Genomic DNA, 20,695 nt, shown 5'->3' with positions numbered 1-20,695 from the left:
GTCAGCCGACCTCCAGTTCCTGCTCCAGCACCGACGCCAGGTCGGCCGGGGAGGGGTAGGCGAAGACCAGCGCGACGGGCACGTCCACGCCCAGCGCCGACTCCAGGCGCGCGGTGATCTGGAACGCGGACAGCGAGTCGCCGCCCGCCTCGAAGAAGTCGCTGTCGGCGTCGAGCGACTGCTCGCCCAGGGCGTCGCGGTAGGCGGTGACGGCCAGGTCGGTCAGGTCGGCGGTGGTGATGGCGGTGGTCATGAGCGGACTCCTCGGGTGGGGGCGCCGGGCACTGCCCCGGCGGGGTGGGTGGACAGGTCGGTGGGGGACGGGTGGGCGGGGGAGAGGTGGGTGGTGAGCTCGGTGGGGGTGATCCGGCGGGTGGGGATGCGGCGGACGCCCGCGCGCGGGGAGCCCGCGCCGCGCCCGCCGGTGGTGCGGCGGCGGCCGGTGGCGGCGAGCGCCTCGGCGGTGTTGCCGCCGGACACCACGACCGCGGCCGTGCCGGTGAACCCGGCGGTCAGCGCCCCGGCCAGCGCGGCGGCCCCGCTCGGCTCGGCCCGCACCCCGGCCCGGCGCAGCAGCTCCGCCGCGCGCTCGACCGCGTCGTCGTCGACCGCGACCAGCTCGTCCACCCGGCGGGTGATCACGGGCAGCGTCACCGCGCCCGGCCGCTGGCCGCGCAGCCCGTCCGCGACGCTGCGGGAGGGCGGCACCACCACCGGGGCGCCCTCGGCCAGCGAGCGGGCGTAGCGGCGGGCGTCGGCCGGTTCGACGCCGACCACCCGCACCGGCAGGTCGCGCGCCGCCAGGCACACCCCGGCCAGCAGGCCGCCGCCGCCGACCGGGACGAACACGGTGTCCACGCCCGGCGCGTCCTCGAACACCTCCAGGCCGACCGTGCCCTGCCCGGCGACCACGAGCGCGTCGTCGGAGGACGGCACCAGCCGCGCGCCGGTGCGGGCCGCCAGCTCCCTGGCCCGCGCGTCGCGCTCGTCCACGCCGCCGGGCACCGCCAGCACGGTCGCGCCCAACCGGCGCAGCGCGTCGGCCTTCGCCGCGCTCGCGCCCGCCGCCATGACGACCGTGACCCGGATGCCGAGCGACCGGCCGAGGGTGGCGACGGCGAGGCCGTGGTTGCCGGAGGAGCCGGTGACGACCTCGGCGCACGGGGCGGCGAGGAGCGCGTTCGCCGCGCCCCGGATCTTGAACGACCCGGCGCGCTGGGCGTGCTCGGCCTTGAGCAGCACCCCCGGCAGCGACTCCAGCGCCAGCAGGGGGGTGCGCAGCACGTGCCCCTCCAGGCGGAGGGCGGCGGCCAGGACGTCGGCGCGGGTGGGGGAGGTGGTCGCGCGGGAGGGGGAGGTGGTGGCGGGGGACGGTGGGGTGGGCGGCACGTCGGCGTGGCCCAGCGGGGCGAGCCGACCCGACGTGGTCGCCGCACCGAGCGCGGTGGCCCGGCCGGGCGGAGCGGACTGCCCCTGCGCGGTGGTCTGACCAGGGGCGCTGACCTGCCCGAGCGCGGTGACCTGCCCGAGCGCGCTGACCTGACTGAGCGCGGTGGTCTGACCGGGAGTGGTGGCGAGGCGCGGTGGGATGGCCCGTTCCGCCGGTTCGGCCCGGTCCGGCAACTCCGGCGGGGTGGCCCGATCCCGAGCGCCCGCCGTGCCCGCCGTGCCCGCCGTGCCCGCCCGGACCGACCAGGCCGCGAGCCGGTTCACCGGGCACCCGCCGCGAGCGCCGCGCGGTCGACCTTGCCGCTGCGCGTGGTCGGGAAGCGGTCAAGGCGGGTGAAGCGCCTGGGCATCAGGTGCGGGGGCAGCGCGTCGGCCAGGTGGGCGCGCAGCGCCGCGTCCCGCAGTCCCGCCACCTCGCCCGTCACGTGCGCCACCAGGTAGGTGCGCCGCTGGGCGTCGGTGGCCGGGGTGACCGCCGCGCCGGTGATCGACGGGTGCGCCAGCAGCACCGCCTCCACCTCCGCCGGGTCGACCCGGTGGCCGCGCACCTTGATCTGCCGGTCGTCCCTGCCCAGGTACTCCAGCGCGCCGTCCGGTCGCCGCCGCGCCAGGTCGCCGGTGCGGTACAGGCGCTCGCCCGGCCCGCCGAGCGGGTCGGGGACGAACCGCTCCGCCGTCAGCCCCGGCCTGCCCGCGTAGCCGCGCGCCACCCCGATCCCGCCGAGGTGCACCTCGCCGACCGCGCCGTCCGGGACCTCCCGCAGCGCGCGGTCCAGCAGCCGCACGACCACGCCCTCGATCGGCCGCCCGACCAGGTCGGCGTCCTCCGGCGCCGCGGGGACCTCGTGGCGGGTGGAGGTCATGGTGCACTCGGTCGGGCCGTACTGGTTGACCAGCCTGCCCGGCAGCAGCGCCCGACCGCCCGCCGCCAGGAAGGGGCGCAGCGACTCGCCGCTCGTCGCCACCAGCCGCACGCCCCGCAACGCCTCGGCGGCGCCCGCCTGGCGGGACAGGAAGGTCAGGAACGACGGGGTGGTGCTCAGCACCGCGTTCACCCCGTGCGCCCGCACGGCCGCGAACAGCTCCTCGGGCCGCAGCAGCGCCGACCGGGGCAGCACCACCACGCTGCCGCCCGCCAGCAGCGGGGCGAGCGTGTCGCGGATCGACGCGTCGTAGCCCATCGGCGCCAGTTGCAGCACGACGGTGTCCGGGCCGAGGTCGTTGTCGCGCACCGCCGAGCGCAGGTACGAGCGCAGCGAGCGGTGCTCGACGAGCACGGCGTTCGGCACGCCGGTCGACCCTGAGGTGTGGCTGACGTACGCCAGCGACCGGGGGTCGGGCTCGCCCTCGGGCAGCGCCGCGCCCGGCACGTCCGGAGCGTCCACCAGCACGGTCGGGCCGGGCACGGCGAACCGCTCGGCCACCCCCGAGGCGGACACCAGCACCCGCGCCTCCGACAGCAGCGCCGCGACCCGCTTGGCGGGCAGGTCGGTGTCCACGGTCAGGAACGCGCCGTGCGCCCGCAGCACCGCCGCCATCGCGACCACCGCGTCCACCCCGCGCTCCAGCGCGATCGCGCACACCACCTCCGGCCCCACCCCGGCCGCCACGAGCGCGCGGGCCAACCGGTCCACCCGCGCCCCCAGCTCCCGGTGGGTGAGCACCCCGTCCGGGGTGACGACGGCGGGCCGCCCACCCGGTCTCGCGGCGCCCATCACTGCCGCCCCGTCTGGTCGAAGGCCACGAACCGCAGCTCCGAGCTGTACTTCGCGCCCTCGCCGTCGGTCAGCCACGCCTGCTCCGGGTTGGGCAGCATCTCCGACACCACCAGCCGCGCCGCCGGGTCCTGCCGCGCCAGCCTGCGCACGGCCTTGGCCAGCACGTTCACGTACACCGGGCTGTCGAAGTCCACGTAGAACGGCCGGGGCTCGGCGGGCGAGACCACGAACGCGTAGCGGGGCAGCTCCTGCCGCTCGCGCCAGGCCCGCGCCAGCACGAACCGGCGCGCCTCGTGCTTCTCCGCCGCGAACTCCAGCTCCCCGGCGGCGAACCGCCACGTCTCGCGCGCCACCACCACGTTGTCCACGGTCACCCGAGGCGAGTGGTCGCCGGTCGCCCGCAGGCTGAACCGGTCCATGATCCGCGCGGTCAGGGCGTTGCCGAACACGTCGATCACCGGGAACACCGCCCCGTCGGGCAGCACCGCGACCAGGTCCCCGTCGCGCTCCTGCACGAGCACGTCCGCGCCCATCGCGGTGCGCGGCCGGTGCGGGTCGGCGGTGTTGTCCACCATGCCCACCAGGTAGTCCACCGGCCGGTTCAGCGCGGGCCTGCTGCGGGTGTTCCACTTCGGCGGCTGCTCCTTGGGCAGCATCGGCAGCAGCCGGGGGCCGGGGTTGTCGATCCCGGTCTCGGCCAGCAGCTCGGCCGCGTCCGGGTGCTGCATCACGAACAGCGAGGCGCTCATGGTGTTCACGCCCACGTGCAGCTCGCCCAGCACCAGCTCGAACTCGCCGCGCTCGACCGCCGAGGCGTCGTCGGCCACGACGAACACGTCCGGGCTGAGGTAGCGGGCCACGTTCCAGCCGGAGGCGGGCTCCTCGAACGCCTCGCGCACCGCGTCCGCGATCGCCGCCGACGACAGCCGCACCCGCCGCGCCCCCTCGGGCGCCTGGACGATGCCCTCCCAGCGGCGCTGCAACTCGGCCTGCACCCGGTCGGCGTCGGCGATCGAGTCCGGGTGCGGCACCGGCAGGCACGCCATCCACAGCGACGCCAGGTCCACCACCGGGCGCTTCGCGCGCAGCCCGTCGAACGCCTCCCGCAGGTGCGCCCTGGCGATCTCGGCGTACCGGTTGGTCATCCACCGGGCCGCCGTCAGGCACTGCGCCAGCGGGGTCAGCTCGTCCAGCACCGCCGACCCCAGGGTGGTGGTGGCCGCGCGCCGCGAGTCGGAGTACACCAGCGCCCGGTTGGCGCCGGTCCGGCCGCCCTTGGCGCGCTGCGCGGCGGTGCTGGTCAGCTCGGTGAAGTCCGCCTCCAGCGCGGACATCGCCGCCAGCAGCTCGTCCGCGTCGCCCAGCGCCGCCCTGACCCGCTCGCGACCGCGCCGCAGCACCTCGATGCGCGCCAGCGCGGGCTCGCGCACCGCCGCGTCGCCGACCCTGGCGATGATCTCGCGCAGCGCCTCGTCCGGGTGGGCGCTGGCCGGGACGTCGATGCGCCAGGTGATCCAGCGCCTGCGCAGCAGCTCGTCCAGGTCCGCCAGCACGGCGTCGACCTCGCGGCCGAGCGCCTCGGCGATGCCCACCGGGTGGTGCGCGCCGTCGCACAGCCGCAGCACCACCTCCAGGCCCTCGGCGATCGGCGCGGCCTTGCGACCGGGCAGGCTCACCGCGCCGCCGTCGACCCTGGCGAACGCCACCCGGCGCGGCGGCGTCCACGGCCGCATCCCCGGCTCCGCGCCCAGCACCTTGGCCAGGGCGTCGACGCCCCAGCTGGAGAAGTACACCTCGGAGCGGGCCAGGAACCCCTCGCCGTGGTCGGTGGTGACGCCGCGCGGACCGGCCAGGTCCCAGCGGCCCCAGCCGACCGGGCCGAAGAAGCCGATGGTGTCGTTCTTGACGCAGAACCGCTGCCAGTAGTGCGCCACCAGCTCCTCGCGCTGGCGGGGCATGCTGGTGCGGCCCTCGGCCGTGGGCGTCCACCTCAGGAACGGCTCGATGCCCGAGGCGAGCACCGCCTTGTTCTGCCACGCCAGCGCCGTGCGGAACCTCGGCTGCGCGGCGATGTCCTGCAGCTCGTGGGCGGTCGCCACCGCGCACTGGGCGAAGAACTCCTCGAACTCGGCCCACTCCGGGCCCTTCCACCGCTCGCGCGGGGCGACGTCGGTGAACTTGTCCGCCGCCTCGCCGAGACCCCCCGGCGCCAGGCGGAGCACCCCCGCCGCCGGGAAACCCGCGCCGCGCAGGGCGAACTGGTTCCACAACCGCCAGCCGCCACCGGGCAGCAGCACCTCTTCGGCCACGCCGACCATCCCTTCCGACTAGCTCACGGGGGCTTGTTCAGCCCAGCTGCCCCATCCGCTCGCGCAGGCCGCGCGGTCGCATGTCCGTCCACACCCGCTCGACGTGCGCAAGGCACGCCGCGCGCGGCCCCTCGGTCCCGTCGGCGACCCAGCCGGGGGGCAGGTCGCGGTCGGCGGGCCAGATCGAGTACTGCTCCTCGTCGTTGACCACGACCCGGTACACCCGCTCGTCCTGCGTCATCTGCGCTCCCCGTCGGTCGGTGGCGGTGTGCTTGCCGGACCGACGATGCCGCCGCGCGGGCGGCCCCGGTAGAGAAGGAAGCGCAGCGACGACGGCAACCGCGCCGTGCCGCTCCTTCCCTGGTGGGAGCCCCTTCCCGGCGAGCAGTCTTCGTCCAGACACCGCTTCGCAGGGAGGCAGACAGTGAACGAAGGCGCACCGCACACGGCGAACGGACCGGCGGCCGAGGTCTCCTCCGCGCAGCGGAGGCTGTGGTTCCTGGAGCAGCTGGCGCGCGGCGGGTCGGACAACCTGCTGCCGCTGGCGCTGCGGGTGCGCGGCGCGCTGGACGTGCCCGCCCTGGAGCGGGCGCTGTCCGGGGTCGTCACGCGGCACGAGGTGCTGCGCACCCGGTTCACCGCCGTCGACGGCGAGCCCGTGCCGGTGCTCGACCCGCCGGGCGCGGTCGTGCTCCGGCACGTGGACGCCGCGGACCCGCAGGAGGTGTTCGAGCGCGAGCTGCGCCGCCCGCTGGACCTGGCCGTCGAACCGCCGGTGCGCGCCGTGCTGGCCCGCCTCGGCGCCGAGGACCACCTGCTGCTGCTGGTGGTGCACCACATCGCGGTCGACGGCTGGTCGTGGGACGTGCTGCTGCGCGAGCTGGCCGCGGGCTACCGGGGCGAGCACGTGCCCGCCCCCGCCCACCAGTACGCGGACTTCGCCGCCTGGCAGAACGCCCGCCGCACCCCGGAGCGCCTGGCGCGGCTGCTCGCCCACTGGACCGGCCGCCTCACCGGCCTCACCCCGCTCGCCCTGCCCACCGACCGGCCGCGCCCCGAGGTGTGGGACGGCTCCGGCGACGTGGTGCGCTTCGTGGTGCCCCCGGACCTGCTGGCCCGCGTCGACGCCGCCGCCCGCGAGCGCCGCGCCACCCGCTACCAGGTGCTCCTCGCGGTCTACCAGTCGCTGCTGGGCCACCACAGCGGGCGCACCGACGTCGCCACCTGCACCACCATGACCGACCGGGGCGGGCCGCTGGACACCGCGAACCTGATCGGGCCGTTCGTCAACACCGTCGTGCTGCGCACCGACCTCGGCGGGCGCCCGTCGTTCGACGCGCTGCTGCGCCGGGTCCGCGACGGCGTGCTGAGGGACCTCTCGCACGCCGAGGCGCCCTTCGACCGGGTCGTCGGCGCGCTCGGGCTGGAGCGCGACCTGTCCCGCCACCCGCTGGCGCAGGCCTCGTTCACCCTCCTCAACACCGCCCACCAGGGCGCGAGCCTCGAGGGGCTGGACGCGGAGCTGGTGCGCACGCCGCTCGACGGCACCGACATGGAGGTCTTCCTGGACCTCACCCTCATGCCCGACGGCAGCCTGCTCGCCCGCCTCCAGTACGCCACCGCCCTGTTCGACCGGGGCACCGCGCAACAGCTCGCCGACGGGTTCCTGGCGCTGCTCACCGCCGTGCTGGACGACCCGGACGCGCCGGTCGCCGACCTGGCCGCCGCCCTGCCGCCGCTGCCCGGCCGGGTGCTGCTCGACACCTGGTCCCGCCCCGCCGCCGTCCCGCCGCCCGCGCCGCCGCGGGTGCGGGGGAGCGGGGAGCGCGCGGCGCTGGTGTGCGGGGCGGACACCGTCACCTACGACCGCCTCGAGGCCCTGACCGGCGGACTGGCCGCGCTGCTGCGCGACGCCGGGGTGCGGCGGGGCGACGCGGTCGGGGTGTGCCTGCCGCGCGGGACCTGGTCGGTGGTGGCGATGCTGGCGATCTGGCGCGCGGGCGCCGTCCACGTGCCCCTGGACGCGGCGCTGCCGGTGGAGCGGCGGGCGTTCATGGTCGCGGAGGCGGGCGTGCGGCACGCCGTGGGCGACACCGGCGTCGCCGGGGTGCGCCACCTCGACGTGGCCGACGTGGACCCGGACGCCGGGGTCGACCCGGTGGACCCCGACCCGGCCGAGCTGGCCTACGTCATCTTCACCTCCGGCTCCACCGGCCTGCCCAAGGCGGTCGGCGTCGAGCACGGCGCGCTCGCCGCGCACGTCACCGCCGCCCGCGACCGCTACGCCGTCACCGAGGCCGACCGGGTGCTCGCGTTCTCCTCGTTCTCCTTCGACGCCTCCCTCGACCAGCTGCTGCCCGCCCTCACCTCCGGCGCGACCGTCGTGCTGCGCGGCGACGAGCCGTGGCTGCCCGCCTCGGTGCCCGCGCTCGTCGCCGCGCACGGCCTCACCGTCCTGAACCTGCCGCCCACCTACTGGAGCGAGCTGGCCCTGTCCCTGACCTCCGGCGCGGACCTGGCGGGGCTGCGGCTGCTGATCCTCGGCGGCGAGGAGGTGCCGACCGGCGCGCTGGCCGCGTGGCGCGGGCACGCCCCGCACGTGCGGGTGCTCAACGCCTACGGGCCCACCGAGGCCGTCGTCACCGCCACCACCCACGAGATCACCGGCGACCGGGACAGCGGGGCTCGGAGCGGCCGGGTCCCCATCGGCCGCCCGCTCGGCGGCAGGCGGGTGCTGGTGGTCGACGCCTGCGGCGACCCGGTCGGCATCGGCGAGCCCGGTGAGCTGCTGGTCGGCGGGGCCGAGCTGGCGCGCGGCTACCTCGGGCGGCCCGCGCTCACCGCGGAGCGGTTCGTGCCGGACCCGGCGGGCGGCAGGCTCTACCGCACCGGCGACCTGGTGCGGTGGCGGGCGGACGGGGAGCTGGAGTTCCTCGGGCGCGCCGACGACCAGGTCAAGATCCGGGGCTACCGGGTGGAGCTGGGCGAGGTCGAGTCGGCGCTGTCCGGCTGCGCCGGGGTGCTTGCGGCGGCTGCGGCGGTCAAGGCCGACGCGCACGGCGGGCAGAGCCTCGTCGGCTACGTCGTCCCCGCGGGCGACGGCACCCCTGACACCGCCGTCCCCACCGCCGCCGCGCTGCGCGCCGAGCTGGCCCGAGCGCTCCCGCACTACGCCGTCCCGGCGGAGATCGTCGTGCTGGACGCCCTGCCCGTCACCACCTCCGGCAAGCTCGACCGCGCCGCCCTGCCCGACCCCGACCGCGCGGCCACCCCCACCGCCGACCACGCCGAGCCGCGCGACGACGTCGAGCGCGAGATCGCCCGCATCTGGGCCGAGGTGCTGGGCGTGCCGCGGGTGGGCCTGGACGACGGGTTCTTCGACCTCGGCGGCCACTCCCTGCTCGCCACCATGGCCGTCTCCCGCGTCGCCGAGCGGCTCGGGCGGGACGTGGAGCTGCGCGCCCTGTTCGAGAACCCGCGCATCCGCGAGTTCGGGCCCCTGGTCGCCGCCGCCCGCCCCGTCGCCACCGCCCGCGTCGTCCCGGTCGACCGCTCCGGCCCGCTGCCGATGTCCTTCGCGCAGGAGCGCCTGTGGTTCCTGGACCGGGTCTCCGACTCCGGGGAGGACTACGTGCTCTGGTTCTCCTGGCGGGTGACCGGTCCGCTCGACGCCGACGCGTGGGAGGCCGCGCTGGGCGACGTCGTGGCCAGGCACGAGGTGCTGCGCACCGCGCTGGTCGAGGTCGACGGGCACCCGGTGCAGCTGGTCCAGCACCACGTCACGGTCCCGCTGGAGCGGCGCGCCTGCCACGACGTGGAGCAGGTCCGGCGCGAGGCCAAGGAGTTCGCCGCCGCCCGCTTCGAGCTCGACCGGCCCCCGCTGGTCCGCTCCGGCCTGTGGCGGCTCGGACCCGACGAGCACGTGCTGGTGCTGGCCTTCCACCACGTCGCCACCGACGGCTGGTCCAAGGACGTGGTGATCGGCGAACTGGCCCGCTGCTACGCCGCCCGCGCCACCGGCCGCGCCCCCGAGCTGCCCGCGCTGCCGGTGCAGTACGGCGACTACGCGGTCTGGCAGCGCGACCTGCTCGACTCCGGCGCCCTCGACGGGCAGCTCGCGCACTGGAGCGCCGCCCTGGACGGGGTGGCCGCGCTGGACCTGCCCACCGACCACCCCCGCCCGGCCACCCGGTCCGCGCGCGGCGGGGCGGTGGAGACGCCGCTGCCGCCGGAGCTGGCCGAGGGCGTGGACGCGCTCGCCCACCGCTTCGGCACCACCCGCTTCACCGTGCTGCTGGCCGTGCTCCAGTCCGTGCTCGCCCGCTGGTCCGGGCAGACCGACGTCGCCGTCGGCACCCCGGTGGCCGGGCGCGGCCGGGTCGAGCTGGAGGGGCTGGTCGGGTTCTTCGTCAACACCGTCGTGCTGCGCGGCGACCTGTCCGGCGACCCGACCTTCGCCGAGCTGATCACCCAGGCCCGCGACACCGCCCTGACCGCCTTCGGCAACCAGGACGTGCCGTTCGAGCGCCTGGTCGAGCGGCTGCGCCCGGAGCGGGACCTGTCGCGCAACCCGCTGTTCCAGGTCATGTTCGACGTGCAGGAGAGCGCGGTGTCCACCGGCCTGTCCCTGCCGGGCCTGCACCTCGCCGGGTTCGCCCTGCCGTGGGAGTCGGCGAAGTTCGACCTCACCGCGACGTTCCTGGCGCACCCGGACCGGTTCTCGCTCGACGTCGAGTACAGCGCCGACCTGTTCGACGCGGCCACCGCCACCCGGCTGGCCGACCACGTCGTCCGCGCCCTGCGCGCCGCGATCGCCGACCCGGACTCGGTCGCCGCCCACGCCGACCTGCTGTCCGAGGACGAGCGCGCCGCCCTCACCGCCCCGCCGCCGCCCGCGCCCGCCGCGCCGCTGCGCCTGGGCGGGGCCCCGGAGGCCACCGCGCTGGTGTGCGGGGAGCGGGCGGTGACCTACGGCGAACTGGACGGCCTGGTCGGCGGGCTCGCCTCGGCGCTGGCCGCCGGGGGAGTGCGCCGGGGCGACCCGGTCGGGGTGTGCCTGGGCCGGGGCCCGTGGTCGGTGGCGGCGATGCTCGCGGTGTGGCGGGCGGGCGGCGCGTACGTGCCGCTCGACCCGGCCCTGCCCGAGGAGCGGCTGCGGTACGCGCTGGCCGAGGCGGGCGTGCGGGTCGCCGTCGTGGACGAGCGGACGAGCGGTCCGCTCACCCGGCTGGGCGCCCAGGTCGTGCCCGTCGGGAGCACCACCCCCGACGAGCACCCCGACCCGGTGCACCCCGCAGCGGACCCCGACCCCGCCGACCTGGCCTACGTCATCTTCACCTCCGGCTCCACCGGCAGGCCCAAGGCCGTCGGCGTCGACCACGGCCCGCTGGCCGCGCACGTCGCCGCCGCCCGCGAGCTGTACGCCCTCACCCCCGACGACCGGGTCCTGGCGTTCGCCTCGCTGTCCTTCGACGCCTCCCTCGAACAGCTCCTGCCCGCCCTGGCCGCCGGCGCGACCGTCGTGCTGCGCCCGGACGAGGTGTGGTCGGTGGACGAGCTGGCCGCCGAGGTCCGCGACCGGGGGATCACCGTCGCCGAGCTGACCCCGTCCTACTGGGCGCAGGTCGTGGCCCGCCTCGGCGACCTGGCCCCCGACCTGGCCGGGCTGCGGCTGCTGGTCACCGGCGGCGAGGCGCTGCCCGCCGAGCCGCTGGGCCGCTGGTTCGAGCTGCTGCCGCACGTGCCGGTGGTCAACAGCTACGGCCCGACCGAGGCGGTGATCGCCGCGACCGCCCACCTGGTGACCGGACCGGTCACCGGCCGGGTGCCCATCGGGACCGCGCTGGGCGCCCGCACCCTGCACGTGGTCGACCGGCACGACCGCCCCGTCCCGGACGGCGTGCCCGGCGAGCTGCTGATCGGCGGCCCGCACCTGGCGCGCGGCTACCTCGGCCACCCCGAGCTGACCGCCGAGCGGTTCCCGGCCAACCCGTTCGGCCCCGGCCGCGCCTACCGCACCGGCGACCGGGTGCGCCGCCTGCCCGGCGGCGAGCTGGAGTTCCTCGGCCGGGTGGACGACCAGGTCAAGATCCGGGGCCACCGGATCGAGCCCGGCGAGGCCGCGGCGGTGCTGCGGGAGTGCCCAGGGGTGCGCGGCGCGGCCGTCGTGGTCCGCGAGGTCGGCGGCGAGCCCGCGCTGGTCGGCTACGCCACCGGCGAGGGCCTCGATCCCGGCGGGCTCACCGCCTGGTGCCGCGACCGGCTGCCCGGCTACCTCGTGCCCACCGCGGTCGTGCTGCTCGACGCCCTGCCGCTGACCGTGCAGGGCAAGCTCGACACCGCGGCCCTGCCGGACCCCGCGACCACCGCCCCCGGCGAGCACGTCCCGCCGAGCACGCCCACCGAGGTGGTGCTCGCCCAGATCTGGGCCGAGGTGCTGGGCGTGGACCGGGTCGGCCTGCACGACGACTTCTTCGCGCTCGGCGGCCACTCGCTGCGCGCCGTCGCCACCGCCTCCCGCGTGCGCACCGCGTTCGACTGCCCCCTCGCGGTGCGCGAGCTCTTCGACAACCCCACCGTCGCGCTGCTCGCCGCCGAGGTGGAGCGCCTGCTGGTCGAGCAGATCTCCGCGATGAGCGAGGACGAGATCGACCTGTCCCTGTCGGTCGACGCCGCTTTCTGAAGACGAACTGGACGGAGCACGCCATGACCACCTCGCAGACCCACCCCGCCCGCTCCGGTCTGTCGCCCGCCGCCCGCGCCCTGCTCGAACGGCGCCTGCGCGGCCTCACCGGCGGCCCGACCGGCATCCCCCGCCAGGACCCGAGGCCGCAGACCGCGCCGCTGTCGGCCGCGCAGCAGCGGCTGTACTTCCTGGACCAGCTCGCCCCCGGCGGCACCGAGTACCTGCTGCCCGCCGCGTGGCGGCTCACCGGCCCGCTCGACGCCGAGGCCCTGGCGGGCGCGGTGGACGACCTGACCGCCCGGCACGAGCAGCTGCGCGCGGTGTTCCCCGCCGAGGACGGCGTCCCGCACCAGCGGATCCTGCCGCGCGGCGCGCCGCTGGCGACCGTCGAGCTGCCCGCCGGGCGCGCCGACGACCTCACCGGGGCGGTGCACGCCGCCGCCACCCGCCCCTTCGACCTGGCCGCCGAACCGGCCTTCCGCGCCACCCTGGTCGCGCCTGCCGGGGCCGACCCCGTGCTCGTCCTGGCCGCCCACCACATCGTCACCGACGGCTGGTCCCTGGACGTGCTGGTGCGCGACCTGCGCGAGCTGTACCGGGCCCGCCTCGCCGGACGGCCGTCCCCGCTCAAACCCACCCCGATCGAGTACACCGACTACGCGGCCTGGCAGCGCGCCTGCGACGAGAGCGCCGACCTGGCGCACTGGCGCGCCGCCCTGTCCGGCCTGACCCCGCTGGAGCTGCCCACCGACCACCCCCGTCCACGAGAGCGCTCCCACGAAGGCGCCGTGCACGTCGTCGACCTGCCCGCCGACCTCGCCGCCGCCGTCAGCGCCGCCGACACCACCCCGTTCACCACGGTCATGGCCGCCTTCCAGGCCGCGCTCGGCTTCCACAGCGGGCAGGACGACGTCGCCATCGGCACGATCACCGCCAACCGGGACCGCGCCGAGACCGAGGACCTGGTCGGGTTCTTCGTCAACACCCTGGTCATGCGCGCCGACCTGTCCGGCGACCCCACCTGCGCGCAGGTGCTGGAGCGGGCCAGGGAGCGCGTGCTCGGGGCGCTGAGCCACCAGGGCCTGCCGTTCGAGCGGGTCGTCGACGAGCTCAGCCCCGAGCGGGACCTGTCGCGCAACCCGCTGTTCCAGGTCCTGTTCTCCTACGCCGAGTCCGGCGGCGGCGACGGGTTCGCCCTCGGCGGCGCGGTGGCCAGGCCGTTCCCGATCGCGCTCACCAGCGCCAAGTTCGACCTGTCCCTGGAGGCGACCAGGCGCGGCGACGGCTACCGGCTGTCGTTCGTCTACCGGCCGGACCTGTTCGAGCCGGGGTCGATCGCCCGGCTGGCCGCGCACACCGTCGCGGTGCTGCGGGCGTTCTTCGAGCGCCCCGACGCCCGGCTCGGCTCGGTGCCGCTGCTCACCGACGCCGAGCGCGAGTTCCTGCTGGGCCCGGACGGCCCGGCGGTCGCGGGCTCGGAGACCGGGCGGGCCGCGCTGGTCCTGGACCGGGTGGCCGACCACGTCGCCGCCACCCCGCACGCGGTGGCCGTCACCGGCGGCGGGCGCTCGCTCACCTACGCCGAGCTCGACGCCGCGTCCACCGCGCTCGCGAACCGGCTGCGCGCGCTGGGCGCGGGCCGGGAGAGCCTGGTCGGGGTGTGCCTGGAGCGCACCGCGGACCTCGCGGTGGCGCTGCTGGGGGTGTGGCGGGCGGGCGCCGCGTACCTGCCGCTGGACCCGCGCCACCCGCGCAAGCGCCTGGAGTTCACCGTCGCCGACGCGGGCGTGGACCTGGTCGTCGCCGACGACACCGGTCGCGGCGCGCTCGACGGCCTGCCCGTCACCCTGCTCGACCCGGCCGACCCGTCCACCGACCCGTCCACCGGCGCGCCCGCCGCCGTGCCCACCACCCCGGTGCTCGGCGAGGACCTCGCGTACGTCATCTACACCTCCGGCTCCACCGGCGCGCCCAAGGGCGTCGAGATCACCCACGCCAACGTCGCCTGGCTCTTCGCCGCCGCCGACCGGCGCTTCGACTTCGGCCCCGGCGACGTGTGGTCCCTCATGCACTCCGCCGCCTTCGACTTCTCGGTGTGGGAGCTGTGGGGCCCGCTGGCCACCGGCGGTCGCGCCGTCGTGCTCACCGGCGAGCAGACCCGCGACCCCGAGGCCGTGCACGCGGTGCTGCGCGACGAGCGCGTCACCGTGCTCAGCCAGACCCCGGCCGCCTTCAAGGGCCTGCGCGCCCACCTCGCCCAGCACGGCCGCACCTTCGACGACCTCGCGCTGCGCACCGTCGTGTTCGGCGGCGACGCCTTCGACACCCACGACTACCGCGACTGGTTCGACGCGCCCGGCCGCAAGCCCGCGCTGGTCAACATGTACGGCATCACCGAGACCACCGTCCACGTCACCCACCGGCTCATCACCGACGACGACATCTGGGACCACCACGGCGACCGCTCGCCCATCGGCCGCCCCCTGCCCGGCCAGCACGGCGTCGTGCTGGACCGGCACGGCCGCCTGGTGCCGGTCGGCACGGTCGGCGAGCTGCACATCACCGGCGACGGCGTGGCGCGCGGCTACCGCAACCGGCCCGAGCTGACCGCCGAGCGCTTCCCGCGCGGCGTCCTCGGCGGGCGGCGCGCCTACCGCACCGGCGACCTGGTCCGGGTCCTGCCGGACGGCCAGCTGTCCTACGTGGGCCGCGCCGACGACCAGGTCAAGATCCGGGGCTTCCGGGTCGAGCCCGGCGAGATCGAGAGCGCCCTGCGCGGCTGCGCCCAGGTCGCCGACGCCGCCGTCGTGGCCAAGCCCGGCCCGCAGGGCGCCCGCCTGGTCGGCCACGTCGTGCTCACCGGCGGCGCGCTCGACCCGTCCGCGCTGCGGGAGCGGCTGCGCGAGCGGCTGCCCGAGCACATGGTCCCCGCGCTGTTCGTGCGGCACGAGCGGCTGCCGCTCACCACCAACGGCAAGGTCGACCGGGCCGCGCTCGCCGCCGTGGAGGCGGGCGGCGCCCGCACCCGCGCCGAGCACGCCCCGCCGCGCACCCCCGTCGAGCAGGCGCTGGCCGCCGTGTGGGCGGAGGTCACCGGCGCCGAGCGGGTGGGCCTGGGCGACAACTTCTTCGACCTGGGCGGCGACTCCATCCTCGCGCTGCGCGTGGTGGGCCTGGCCCGCGCCGCAGGGCTGGGCCTGGGCGTGGCCGACGTCTTCCGCGCCCGCACCCTGGGCGAGCTGGCCGCGCTGGCGGGCGACGCCGCCGCCGAACCCGACCCGGTCCAGCCGTTCTCGCTGCTCGACCCGGCCGACCGGGCCCGGCTGCCCGAGGGCCTGGTCGACGCCTACCCGCTCACCGCGCTGCAGGCCGGGATGCTGCACGAGATGCTGTCGGACCCGCACCGCGCGGCTTACCACAACGTCACCGACCTCAAGATCACCGTGCCGGAGGGCTTCGACCTCGCCGCGTTCCAGGCCGCCGCCGACGAGGTGGCGCGCGCCCACGACATCCTGCGCAGCTCGGTGGCGCTGGTCGGCTTCGGCGAACCGCTCCAGCTCGTGCACCCCGAGGCCGCCCTGCCGGTCGGGTTCACCGACCTGCGCGGCCTGTCCCGCGAGGAGCAGCGGGCCGCGCTGCGCCGCCACGTGGACGCCGAGTTCGCCCGCCGCTTCGACCTCGCGGCCCCGCCGCTGGTGCGCCTGCACCTGCACCGGCTCACCGACCGCGAGCTGCGGTTGACCATCACCGACTGCCACGTGGTGCTCGACGGCTGGAGCCTGACCTCCCTGGTCGCCGACCTGCTCGACCTGCACCGGCAGGCCGTGCGGGGCGGGCGCCCGCACCTGCCGCCCGCGCCGCGCTTCGCCGAGTACGTGGCGCTGGAGCTGGCCGCCATCGACTCCGCCGAGGGCATGGCGCACTGGCGGGAGGAGCTGGCCGAGTTCCGCCCGGTCCGCTTCGGCCACCGCGAGCCGGGCGGGGCCGAGGTCGTGCACGAGGTGCGCCGCTCCTTCGCCGGGCTGACCGAGGCGATCGGGCAGCTGGCGCGCCGGGCGGGCGTGCCGCGCCGCACCGTGCTGCTGACCGCCTTCCACCACACCATGAGCCTGTTCGCCGAGCCGGGCGACCCGGTCGGCGGGCACTCCATCGGCCTGGTCACCAACGGCCGCCCCGAGCGCTCGGGCGCGGACCGGATGCGCGGGCTGTTCCTCAACACCGTGCCGTTCGGGGTGCGCCGCACCGGCCGCACCTGGCTGGACCTGGTGCGCGACACCTTCGCCGCGGAGCAGGCGGTGCTCCCGCACCGCAGGGTGCCGATGGCGCACATGGCGCGGCTGCGCCCCGGCGAGCCGAACCTGGTGGAGGCGGTGTTCAACTACGTCAACTTCCACCGGCTCAGCGGCGACACCTGGGACGAGTCGCTGGAGATCGCCCGCACCCTGTTCCCGCTGCTGGTCAACACCAGCGTCAACGGCTTCACCCTGGACGTGGACCCGACCCGCGTCGACCCGGCCACCGCCGAGCAGGTCGCCGACGTGTTCCGGGACCTGCTGGAGGCCATGGCCGCCGACCCGGACGGCCCGGTCACCCGGCCCACCACCGGCGGCGCGGTCCGGGAGCACGACCTGCTGGTCCTCTCGCGCGGCCCGGTGTCCGCGCCCGCCACCACCGCGTTCCACCAGCAGGTCGCCGCGCAGGACCGGTCCGCCGTCGCCCTCACCCACCTCGGCCCGGACGGCCCGGTGGACCTGACCCACGGGCAGCTGCACGAGCAGGCCCTCCTGCTCGCCGGGCGGCTGCGCGCGCAGGGCGTCGGGCCGGAGTCGATCGTCGGCATCTGCGTCGACCGGGGACCGGACCTGGTGCGCGCCGTGCTGGCCGTGCTGCACGCCGGCGGCGCCTACCTGCCCATGGACCCGCTGCTGCCCACCGACCGGCTCGCGTTCATGGCCGCCGACAGCGGGATGCGCGCCCTGCTCACCCAGGGCGCCCTGGCCGGGACCGTCCCGTTCGACGGCCCCACCACCCTGCTCGACCGGCCCCTGCCCGCCGGGACCGAACCACTCGTCCCGGCCGAGGAGGTCGACGGGGACGCCGCCGCGTACGTCATCTACACCTCCGGCTCCACCGGCGTGCCCAAGGGCGTGGTGATCCCGCACTCCGGCCTGGCGACCATGGCCGACGCCCAGCGCGACCTGGTGCGCCCCGGCCCGGCCGACCGGGTCCTGCAGTTCGCCTCGGCGAGCTTCGACGCGTCCGTGCTGGAGATGACCTGGGCGCTGACCAACGGCGGACGCCTGTGCACCGCCCCCAAGGACGCCCTGCGCCCCGGCCCCGACCTGGCCCGCACCCTGCGCGAGCTGCGGATCACCGCGACCATGCTGCCGCCCAGCGCCCTCGCCGTCATGACCGGCGAGGAGTTCCCCGACCTGGCCACGCTCCAGGTCGCGGGGGAGGCGTGCCCGGCCGAGATCGCCGACGCCTGGTCGGCGGGCCGCGCGTTCCACAACGTCTACGGCCTCACCGAGACCTCGGTGTGGACCACCGCGCAGGTCTGCGAGCCCGGCGGCGGGCGCCCCGCCATCGGCCTGCCCTTCCGCAACACCACCGCCTACGTGCTCGACCCCGACCTCCAGCCGGTGCCGGTGGGCGTGGTCGGCGAGATCCACCTCGGCGGTCTCGGCGTCGCCCGCGGCTACCTGGGCAGACCCGGCCTGACCGCCGACACCTACGTGCCCGACCCGTACGGCCCGCCCGGCTCCCGGCTGTGCCGCACCGGCGACCTCGGCCGCCGCCGCGCCGACGGCAGCATCGAGTGGGCCGGGCGCCGCGACTCGCAGGTCAAGCTGCGCGGCTTCCGCATCGAGCTGGGCGAGGTCGAGCACGCCCTGGGCGAGCTGCCCGAGGTCGCGCAGGCCGTGGTGCTGCTGCGCGAGCTGCCCGGCGGTCCCGCGCTGGTGGCGTACGTGGTCGGCGACGTCACCGACGCGGAACCGCTGCGGCGGGCGCTGCGCGCCAGGGTGCCCGCCTACATGGTGCCCGCCCGGTTCGTCGTGCTGGACGCCCTGCCGGTCAACCGCAGCGGCAAGGTCGACCGGGGCGCGCTGCCGCTGCCCACGGCCGAGCGCGACGGCGCGGGCGCCGCCTACACCGCCCCGCGCACCCCGACCGAGGTCGTGCTCGCCGAGGTGTGGCGGGACGTGCTGGGGCTGGCCGAGATCGGCGTGCACGACGACTTCTTCCGCATCGGCGGCAGCTCCCTGTCCACCGTGCGGGTCGCCGCCACCGCCCGCTCCAGGGGCGTGCCGGTCACCGTGCGGGACCTGGTCGAGCGGCCCACCATCGCCCAGCTCGCCGCCCGGCTCGCCGAGACCGCGCCAGACGGGCCGCGCGAGGTGCGCTCCGAGGTGCGGCTGCGCGACGGCGACGGCGAGCCGCTGCACTGCGTGCACCCCACCGGCGGCAGCGCCGCCTGGTTCGTGCCGCTGGCCAGGGCGCTCCCGCAGGGCCCGGTGCTGGCGTTCCAGGCGCGCGGCCTGCTCGGCGGCGTCGACCCCACCACCGTGCGCGGCATCGCCGCCAACTACGTCGCCGAGCTGCCGGGCGAGGCCCCGCGCGCCCTGCTGGGCTGGTCGATGGGCGCGAACCTCGCCCTGGAGATGGCGACCCAGCTGCACGAGCGCGGCGCGTCCGCCGAACCGCTGGTGCTCGTCGAGCCCTACCTGCCCAACAAGCCCGCCCGCGACCGGCTGCTCGGCGTCGCCGCGGACCTGGCCGGGGCGCTGGAGCTGCGCGACCGGGTGCGCGCGCTGGAGCCGTCCGCCGAGCGCGACGCCGTGCTGGCGCGGCTGCGCGAGGTGCTGCTGGGCGCGGGCATGTCGCCCAGCGAGGCCGACCTCGCGCACGACGCGCCCATCGAGGTGTGGCACTCGCTGCTGGCCGCGCTCGCCGACTACGAGCCCCGCCCGCACCCCGGCCACGTGCACCTGGTCGTCGGCTCCGAGGCCGCCGCCATCCCGGACGGGCAGCCCATGCCGGGGCTGGACGTCGGGTTCGCCGAGTACGTCGAGCGCTGGCGCGAGCTGGCGCTGGGCGGGCTGACCGTGCACGTGTCGCCGGGCGACCACATGACCATCCTCGCCGAGCCCAACGCCCGCGCGTTCGCGGACCTGCTCGGCGCGATCAGGGCGGAGGCCCGTCGATGACCGCGACCCTGGACCCCACCGCGCCCACCGCGCCCACCGCGCCCACCGCACCCGCCGCGCCCCTCGCACCCGCCGCGCCCCTCGCACCCACCGCACCCCTCGCCGCGCCCGCCTTCACCGAGCGCTACCTGCTCGACCCGGCGGTCAACGCCGACCCGTACCCGTACCTGAACGCCCTGCGCGACCACGACCCCGTGCGCTGGAGCCCGCTGCACCGGGCCTGGCTGGTCACCGGGCACGCCCAGCTCATCTCGGCGCTGCGCGAGCCCGCCGCGTCCGCCGACCGCGTCGGCCCGCTCAGGGACGCCGTCCCCGAGGGCGCCCGCCACAGCGCCGAACGGGCCTTCGGCACCCTGTCCCGCTGGATGGTGTTCACCGACGCCCCCGACCACCGGCGGTTGCGCCAGGTGTTCCAGGAGCAGTTCTCGGCGCGCGCCATCAACCGCTACCGGCCGCTGATCGAGCGCGTCACCAGGGCGCTGCTCACCCGCAGGGCCGTGCCGGGGCGGGTCGGGGACCTGATCGCGGACGTCGCGAAGCCGCTGCCCGCGCTGGTGTTCGCCCGCTGGCTGGGCGTGCCGCAGCAGCACCACGCGTCGTTCTGGTACTGGAACGCCAAGGTCGGCGAGCTGGTGCTCGGCGGGGCGCAGGAGGAGCGCGAGTACCGGACCTCGCTCCAGTCGCTGGTGAACCTGGAGGAGTACCTGGCGGACCTGGTCGGCAAGCGCCGCGCCGACCCGCAGGACGACCTGATCAGCGCGGTCCTCGCGGGCGGGCAGGTCGGGGACAGGGTGACCGAGGACGAGTTCGTCGGGATGCTCACCCAGATGGCCTTCGCGGGCGGGGAGACCACCAGCAACCTGATCGCCAACGCCGCCCGCGCCCTGCTGCTCGACCCGGAGCAGCTGGCGGCGGTGCGCGCCGACCCGTCGCTGGTGGGTGCGGCGGTGGAGGAGGCCATGCGGTTCGACGGGCCGTCGAAGATGTCCATCCGCCTGGCGTCGCGCGACTTCGAGCTGTCCGGCGCGCGGGTGCGCGCGGGCGACCGGCTGTTCCTGGTCACCGCCGCCGCGAACCGCGACCCCGCCCGCTACCCGGACCCGGACCGCTTCCAGGTCACCCGCGCCGACACCGCCCACCTGGGCTTCGGCTTCGGCGCGCACTTCTGCATCGGCGCCGCGCTGGCCCGCCTGGTGGCCCGCTCGGCGCTGGAGTTCCTGGTCACCGAGTACCCCGGCCTGCGCCTGGAGGGGACCCGGCACACCTGGCAGCCGTCCCTGCTCAACCGCAGCCTGACCGCCCTGCCCGTCCGGTACTGACCCGACC

At 76.8% G+C, this 20,695-nt stretch carries 8 protein-coding genes; 3 read left to right on the top strand and 5 right to left on the bottom strand.

The genetic code is table 11. The annotated features are described in order from the left end of the window. Position 1 precedes the first annotated feature (1 nt). From CNX65_RS18135 to CNX65_RS18115, 5 genes are read right to left on the bottom strand one after another with little or no spacing between them, the layout of a single operon-like run. A complete protein-coding gene (locus CNX65_RS18135) occupies positions 2 to 253 on the bottom strand; it encodes an acyl carrier protein (RefSeq protein WP_096494618.1) in 252 nt (83 codons plus the stop codon). Then, positions 250 to 1,713: a threonine ammonia-lyase gene (locus CNX65_RS18130; protein WP_232519892.1), complete on the bottom strand. Its 1,464-nt coding sequence runs from the start codon at positions 1,711 to 1,713 to the stop codon at positions 250 to 252. The genes CNX65_RS18135 and CNX65_RS18130 overlap by 4 nt, the downstream gene beginning before the upstream one ends. Further along, on the bottom strand, positions 1,710 to 3,164 hold the full coding sequence (locus CNX65_RS18125; protein ID WP_096494616.1) for an amino acid adenylation domain-containing protein: 1,455 nt from the start codon (positions 3,162 to 3,164) through the stop codon (positions 1,710 to 1,712). The genes CNX65_RS18130 and CNX65_RS18125 overlap by 4 nt, the downstream gene beginning before the upstream one ends. Next, positions 3,164 to 5,485 (bottom strand): lantibiotic dehydratase family protein, encoded by a 2,322-nt coding sequence (locus CNX65_RS18120; RefSeq protein ID WP_096494614.1) that lies wholly within the window; start codon positions 5,483 to 5,485, stop codon positions 3,164 to 3,166. Before CNX65_RS18120 ends, CNX65_RS18125 begins: the two co-directional genes overlap by 1 nt. A gap of 28 nt (positions 5,486 to 5,513) precedes the next feature. Further along, complete coding sequence (locus tag CNX65_RS18115) at positions 5,514 to 5,717, bottom strand: MbtH family protein (RefSeq protein WP_096494612.1); 204 nt, start codon at positions 5,715 to 5,717, stop codon at positions 5,514 to 5,516. A 183-nt stretch (positions 5,718 to 5,900) separates the two neighbouring features. On the opposite strand from CNX65_RS18115, the gene CNX65_RS18110 reads away from it, so the two are divergent. From CNX65_RS18110 to CNX65_RS18100, 3 genes are read left to right on the top strand one after another with little or no spacing between them, the layout of a single operon-like run. Next, positions 5,901 to 12,158 (top strand): non-ribosomal peptide synthetase, encoded by a 6,258-nt coding sequence (locus CNX65_RS18110; protein WP_096494610.1) that lies wholly within the window; start codon positions 5,901 to 5,903, stop codon positions 12,156 to 12,158. 23 nt (positions 12,159 to 12,181) lie between these two features. Further along, positions 12,182 to 19,369, top strand: coding sequence for a non-ribosomal peptide synthetase (locus CNX65_RS18105; RefSeq protein WP_096494608.1), 7,188 nt, complete (start codon positions 12,182 to 12,184; stop codon positions 19,367 to 19,369). Continuing rightward, the gene (locus tag CNX65_RS18100) at positions 19,366 to 20,688 is read left to right on the top strand and encodes a cytochrome P450 (RefSeq protein ID WP_177154613.1); all 1,323 of its coding nucleotides are present in this window, start codon (positions 19,366 to 19,368) and stop codon (positions 20,686 to 20,688) included. Before CNX65_RS18105 ends, CNX65_RS18100 begins: the two co-directional genes overlap by 4 nt. Positions 20,689 to 20,695 lie beyond the last annotated feature (7 nt).

The organism is Actinosynnema pretiosum (assembly GCF_002354875.1).
Lineage (GTDB): Bacteria > Actinomycetota > Actinomycetes > Mycobacteriales > Pseudonocardiaceae > Actinosynnema > Actinosynnema auranticum.
This window is presented reverse-complemented; position numbering and strand designations above follow the sequence as displayed.